The organism is Phenylobacterium sp., from assembly GCF_036263695.1.
In the GTDB taxonomy this organism is placed as follows: Bacteria; Pseudomonadota; Alphaproteobacteria; order Caulobacterales; family Caulobacteraceae; genus Phenylobacterium.
In genome coordinates this window covers 1-6,193 of the sequence record NZ_DATAGM010000452.1, presented here as the reverse complement: position 1 = coordinate 6,193, position 6,193 = coordinate 1, and the positions used below count along the sequence as shown (strand labels likewise).

Below are 6,193 nucleotides of genomic sequence, written 5' to 3'. Positions count from 1 at the left end.
GTGACGGCGCCCTGATCGAGCAGCTCGCTTACCCGCCAGTCGGCGAAGCCGCGGCCGTCCAGCGCCGCCTGCGCCAGCTCGGCCTGGGCAGAGGCGTCCTTCAGGCGCGCCAGCATCCGGGCCTGACGAAGATTGATGCGGCCCGCCCGCAGCGCCTGAATGGCCTGCGGGGGCAGCGCCGAAAGGGCCGCCAGCCGGCGCACCTCCACCTCGGCGTAGCCCAGCGCCTGGGCGATGACCGTTGGCGTGAGCTTCGACTTCAGCATGCGGCCGATGAAGACGATGACGTCGGCCACGTGCACCGGCACGGCGGTGTTGGTGAGCAGGGCGGCCGCGGCCTGCCGGGCAGGGTCGGTTTCCTCGAACACCTCCACCGGATAGTCCTCGCCGATCTCGCCGGCCGCCAGCAGGCGGTCAAGCGCGAGCAGCCGCCTGCGGCCGTCGAGCGCCATCGCCGGGCGCTCGCCCCGGCGGCCGGGCCGAACGGTCAGCGGCTGCAACAGCCCAGCGGCCTTGATGGTGGCCGCCAGCTGCGGGATCTCCTCGTCCGGCGCCTCGTCGAAGCGTAGGTTCTCGGGAGCGATCCCGATGTCCTTCAGGGGATAGACCTTGCGCGTCCGCTCCGGCGCGGCGGCCTTGGGGGTGTCGGTCATGGGGCATCTCCGGCCCGCCGGCGGCTCATCCCGCCGGACCCGGGCGCCCCGTCCCGCCCTTCCTTCTCTCCTCCTGAGCGAGGTCGTTCCAGTCACCGTGGGGGCGGGGCGGGAGCCGGACCTCGGCCTCCACTCCGCTCCCTCTGAGCCGCCGCGCCAGTCGCCAGGCCGCCTTCTCGCCGACCCGCCCTCGGTCGGCCGCGATCAGCACCCGCCGCACGCCCGCCGGCGCGGTCCAGCGCGCAAGGCCTCCCGCCCCGAGCAGCGCCCAGGCCGGCAGGCCGAAGCGCTCGCCCGCCGACAGCGCCGTGAACACGCCCTCCGCCACCAGCAGCCGCTCGTCTGCAGGGTCGAGCCGCACCGCCGCCCCCGGTGGTGCGGCGCCCACCAGCTTGCGCGGGAGCCTCAGCTCCTGAGCGCGCTGGCCGTTCGGGGTGAGGTAGGTGACCTCCACTCCCGTCAGCGAGCCATCCTCCGCCGTCACGGCGGCGACCAGGGCAGGGCGGGTCGACGGCCCCGGGCGATAAACCGCGAGCGGCGCGGCCGCGTGGGCCCGAAGCACCGGGATCTGGCGCAGCGGCCGACCAACCGCGCGCCGCCGCGCGTAGAGGTCGGCAGGCGAGCCGGGCCGAACCGCGTGGCCGCTCTCCCACAACGCCCGCGCCGCGGCCCTGCGCTCCGGCCCGGACACCGGCGGCGGCCCGCCGGCCGCCGCCGCCCCGCCCACCGGCCGGGCGTCGGCGTCTATCAGGCCGCGGGCCCGCAGGTCGTCGAGGACGGCGCGCCAGTCCGCAGCGCCGAAGCCATGGGCGATGACCCGCCCATCGGACAGCAGCAGCGACACCGACCGATCGGCGGGACTGTGGCCAGGCGCGGGAACGCTCGCGCGCCGGCCGCCGGCGTAGAGCTCTCCGCCGAGGGCGGCGACGATGGCGCGAAGCGTCATGGCCGCCTCACCCGTGCGCAAGGGAGTGGCAGGGAGGTGCGGGTGAAGGACATAGGGCGCTCCGGATCTTGCGGTCCCACAGGGCTGATCGACCGATGCCGTCCTTCCTCACCTCCGGCGGACCCCGACTCCGCCAGGCCGGCGGGGCAGGTCCTGCCGCCGCCGTTCCGGCGCGTTTCCGGCCGGATTTTTTGCACTTTGGTCGCGGCTAAGTGCCGGAAACTCTTCAGGATCAGGCAGATTGTGGCTCTGGAGGTCCCCCGTTCGATCCGGGGAGATCAGCCTGCCGCTTGTTCCGTGGCGTTCCAGGCCGTCTCAGACGCGCCGCTCAGGTCTCAGCCTGACCCGGCGGCCCCATCGTTCGGCGGGCGCAAAATAGTCCGTAACCCAGCGAAGCTGGGCTAGACTCCACCGCGAGTGATGGATGGCGACAGGCACCTTGAAGATGGCCTCGACACTCCCGCAGGCGAAGCGGCGCGACCTCGCGCACGCGGTCGAGGTGCTGTTCGCTTAAATCGAGGACGCCCCTGACGGGGCGCAACGCCCCGGTCTGGCGTTGATGGGATCTGAGCTCACGGCTTCCCTCCCACCGCGGATTCAGACGCGGGCTCCGCGCGAGCGACGGGTCGGTCCTTCGAGCCGGGACAGGTGAAGGTCCGCTCCTGGCGCGAACTTGAGGTCCGCTCATGGCGCATCGCGGACCGGCGAGTGAGACTGCTGGCTGGCGTCCTGGGATTCCGGCGGGAGGCCAGGCGGGCTGCCAAGATCCGCAGATTGGCTCCACAGTGCCCCGTCTACCTCAACGAGAGCAACATCGATGGCGCAGCGCCGGTGAAGGCGCGGGTTGAGGGGCCAGGCCGCAGGTGCGCTTAGCTCGCGCATCGGATACCCTTCTTTTCAATCGACACGGCTCAAGGCCGGGAGGGAACCCCATGCTGAAGTCCACATCTTCGCTGATGGCGCTGGCGCTTGCCGCGGGCCTGGCGACAGCCTCTCAGGTGGCCGCGCAAGAGGCCGAAGACCCGATCGATCGGGTGATCGTGTTCGGCGACAGCCTCGCCGACGGCGGCTTCTACGCAGCCGGTAACCCCAACTTCCCAGCCGGCGCCGGCAGCTTCACGACCAATCCCGATCCGGTCTCGCCCGAAGTCATGGCGGCGCAACTGGGGCTGCCGCTCGATCCCGTCTACGGCCGCGGCGGCACCAACTACGCCATCGGCGGCGCGCGCGTCACCGCGCCGAGCGGCATCACCATCCCGATCACCAACCAGGTCACGAACTTCCTCGCCAGCGGCCAGACGTTCGGCCCGCAGGACCTCGTCTACATCCAGGGCGGCGGCAACGACTTCTTCGCGTGGGTGGCGGGTGGCGGCGTCAACAACGCAATCCTCACCAACGCGGCGACCGAGCTCGCCGGACAGGTGCAGCGGCTGGAAGCCGCCGGCGCCGAGCGCATCGTCACGATGTCAATTCAGGGCAGCGGCGGCCTGCAGGTGTTCAACCAGGCTTTCGCGGCCAGCCTCGCCAGCCGCGGCGTGAACGCCCTCTATGTCGACGTGAACCGGCTGTTCGCAGAGATCGTCGCCGACCCCGCTCCATTTGGGATCACCAACACGACGGGCCTCGCCTGCATCGGCTCCTCGCTGACCTGCACCCCAGCGACGTACGTCGCGCCGGACGCCAACGAGACCTACCTGCGCGCCGACAGCGCCCACCCGGCCGGCATCACCCAGCGCATCCAGGGCCAGGCGATCGCCAGCCTGGTCAAAGCGCCCGAGCAGATCGGACAGCTTTCCTTCGCCGCGCAAAGCGGCATGCGCGCTCACCGGGACATGGCGGAGAACGCCATGCACGGCGTCCTGGCTTCGCCTGGAAACGGCCCCACCGTCTTCGGCTCCGTCGGCCATCACGACTTCGACTCGCAAGGTTCCAAGCAGCTTATCGGGTTGGAAGAGACCAGCACCATCTTCCAACTGGGCGTCGACTACGCGCTCTCCGGGTGGGGCGCCGGCTTGGCGCTCAGCTACTCGCAGTCCGCCGGCGAATTCTACGCCTCCAGCGGCGGCTATGACGGCGAGAGCTGGTCGGCCACGGCCTACGCTCGCACGCAATTGGGCCCGATCGACGCCGTCGTTGACGCCTCCTACGGCCAGGTTGACTACAACGAGCTCACTCGCCGCCTGACCCTTGGGCCTGCCGTGCGCCTGCACCGGGGGCAGACGGACGGGACCTACATGGCCGTGCGGGGCTCCGCCTCGGTGAACGTCTTCGAAGCCGCCGGCTTCCAGTTGGGCCCCGAAGCCGCTGTGACCTTCGAACGTATCGAGATCGACGGCTACGACGAGGCCGGTGATCTGTCGACGTCGGCGACCTTCGGCGAGCAGGATCTGGAGAGCGTGTTCGGGCGCATCGGGCTGGTTGCACGCCGCCCGGGGCCGGTGTCGGTATTCGCCCGCGTCTCCTACGAGCACGAGTTCGATTCCGAGGATCGGCGCTTCGTGATCCGGCCTGCCGGTGCGCCGATCTCCTACGAAAGCCGGCTCAACCCCGCAGACGAGGGCTACTTCAGCTACGCCGCCAGCCTGAGCGGCCAAGTGAGCCAAGCCTTCTCGCTGCAGGTGGGCGTCAGCGGTTACTCCGGCCGCGGCGAACTCGACAGCGTCACGGGCTCCGTGTCCGGCGCCCTGGCTTTCTGACAGGCTGGCGGGGGTGTGGCGAAGCGCCCACCCCCGCTATCCTTCGCTCATGGCCAGCTATGAGCTTCTGCATCTCGCCCTGATCGCCGCGCCGGGCCGACAGAGCCACGCCACGTTCGAGTGTCAGGGCAGGGTGGAAAGCGAACGTACGAGCTAGAGCGGACGCTTGGGGCTGCCGCACGGACCCGGCACTCAGCAGTCGAGGCTAGCCGCAATCAGGCACCGCAGACCCGCTTGTTCGAACATCAGCTCGACGCTGCCATTTAGCTCCGCAGCCAAGCCTCGTTCAAGCAGCCGGGACCCGAAGCCACGGCGCGATGGCGGCTGTACCGCCGGTCCCCCACGTTCCCGCCACTCAAGTTTCAGCCGCCCGCCAGGTTCGACCGCCGAGCTGAGCGTCACATAGCCGCCGCCCGCACCCAGCGCTCCATACTTCAGCGCATTCGTGCCGAGTTCATGAAACGCCATCGATAGGGCCAGCGCGCACTTGCTCGAGAGGCTCGCATCCGGACCCGCGACATGTACCCGATCGCTCGCTGCCGCGAGAGCGCTTAGAACCCTTTTTGCAATACTGTGCAGCGTTGCGCCTTCCCATTGTTCCTGGGTCAGAATGTCGTGCGCCGTCGCTAGGGCCGAGATGCGCTGGAGAAAGCTCTCGCGCATCTGCGCGGCTGGCCTGTCGCCGCTGAGCGTTTGAACGGCGATCGCCTGAACCGTCGCAAGGTTGTTCTTCACCCGGTGATTGAGCTCAAGCACCATCAGCTTGAGCTTCTCTTCGCTGTTACGAAGCTCGAGTTCCTGGCGCTGCCGATCGGTTACGTCGGCCCCTTGTACGAAGATGCCGGTGACTTGGCCGGCCGCATCCTTCAGTGGCTGGTACACGAAATCGACATAGCGCTCATTCACAGGTCCGCCTGGCTGAGCCTGCACAGTGTATTTCGCACCGCTGGCAAGGTAGGGCCGCCCAGTCGCGAACACCTCGTCGAGGAGTGTCAAGTAGCCCTGCTCCACGGCATCTGGCAGCGCTTCGGCGACGGTCCGGCCAAGAACGGGTCGATGGCCAACCAGCTGCATGTAGCCCCCATTGGCCAGATCGACTCGATGTTCGGGACCAGATAGCAGCGCCATAAACGTCGGAGCCTGAGCAAACATCTGCGAAAGCCGATCGCGCTCGAACGAGACTTGGCGCTCAGCCAGAACCCGCGGTGTTGTCTCTGGCGAGATATTGAGGACTGCCGGGATAGAGCCATCTTCAGCGCGCAGCGCTGAGAGCGAGTAGCTGAACCAGGCAAGATCGCTCGCGCCACCCTCCAGACGCGCCATGGTGAACGGCGCATCCTCGAAGAAGATCGGGTCTCCGCCGCGTCTGACTTGGTCGAACTGTGGCTGAAGCTCTTCCCAGATCTCAGCCCACACGATGCCGCCGGGCTGTCCAAGAGACGCCGGGTGCTTGGCGGACAGGATGCGTCGATAAGCGTCGTTATAAAGCAGCGCGTACTCAGGCCCAATCCAGAGACAAATCGGAAACGGCGAGTCGAACATGGACCTGGCGAACGTCCTGACCGCCGCACACCAGGTGGAGGGGGCGCCAATGGGCGTTGCGCTCCAGTCTAGGCGTCGCGCGAGCTCGCGGACGACACCCGGGCCAGCGAAGATCTCTGCAGCGAAGGGATCGTGGTTCCGCGGCGCCTGGGTTTGATCGTGTTCCACTTAGACGGGGTACTTCCTGGGAGGCACGACGCATAGCTGCCAATCACGGATTCCGGATCTTTCATGGCCGAGCTGCACGGCCGTTTAACCTCTGGCCCCAGCGCGACCGGTCCGCCACGGGTGGAAGGGCCTCAAAGCCCCAACAGACGCCCGGGGCACCCAGGCAGGGCGCTCGGCTAAAGAGCCGC

Annotated in this window: 4 protein-coding genes; 1 reads left to right on the top strand and 3 read right to left on the bottom strand. The window is 68.6% G+C overall.

The features are described from left to right. Both VHK87_RS18185 and VHK87_RS18180 read right to left on the bottom strand, forming a co-directional pair. Positions 1-653: ParB/RepB/Spo0J family partition protein (locus VHK87_RS18185; RefSeq protein ID WP_329636307.1), on the bottom strand; the 653-nt coding region annotated here is incomplete at its 3' end. A gap of 25 nt (positions 654-678) precedes the next feature. Further along, a complete protein-coding gene (locus tag VHK87_RS18180; RefSeq protein ID WP_329636306.1) occupies positions 679-1,599 on the bottom strand; it encodes a toprim domain-containing protein in 921 nt (306 codons plus the stop codon). Positions 1,600-2,531: 932 nt separating this feature from the next. On the opposite strand from VHK87_RS18180, the gene VHK87_RS18175 reads away from it, so the two are divergent. After that, positions 2,532-4,295 carry an autotransporter domain-containing protein gene (locus tag VHK87_RS18175; protein WP_329636305.1) on the top strand — a complete coding sequence of 588 codons (1,764 nt, stop codon included), beginning with the start codon at positions 2,532-2,534 and terminating at the stop codon, positions 4,293-4,295. 192 nt (positions 4,296-4,487) lie between these two features. Here the strand turns inward: VHK87_RS18175 and VHK87_RS18170 are convergent, their stop codons facing one another. After that, complete coding sequence (locus tag VHK87_RS18170) at positions 4,488-5,837, bottom strand: sensor histidine kinase (RefSeq protein WP_329636304.1); 1,350 nt, start codon at positions 5,835-5,837, stop codon at positions 4,488-4,490. Positions 5,838-6,193: the final 356 nt, after the last annotated feature.

Coding starts and splice junctions, on each gene's coding strand:
- VHK87_RS18180 (WP_329636306.1), bottom strand. CDS start 1,599: ATGACGCTTCGCGCCATCGTCGCCGCCCTCGGCGGAGAGCTCTACGCC.
- VHK87_RS18175 (WP_329636305.1), top strand. CDS start 2,532: ATGCTGAAGTCCACATCTTCGCTGATGGCGCTGGCGCTTGCCGCGGGC.
- VHK87_RS18170 (WP_329636304.1), bottom strand. CDS start 5,837: ATGTTCGACTCGCCGTTTCCGATTTGTCTCTGGATTGGGCCTGAGTAC.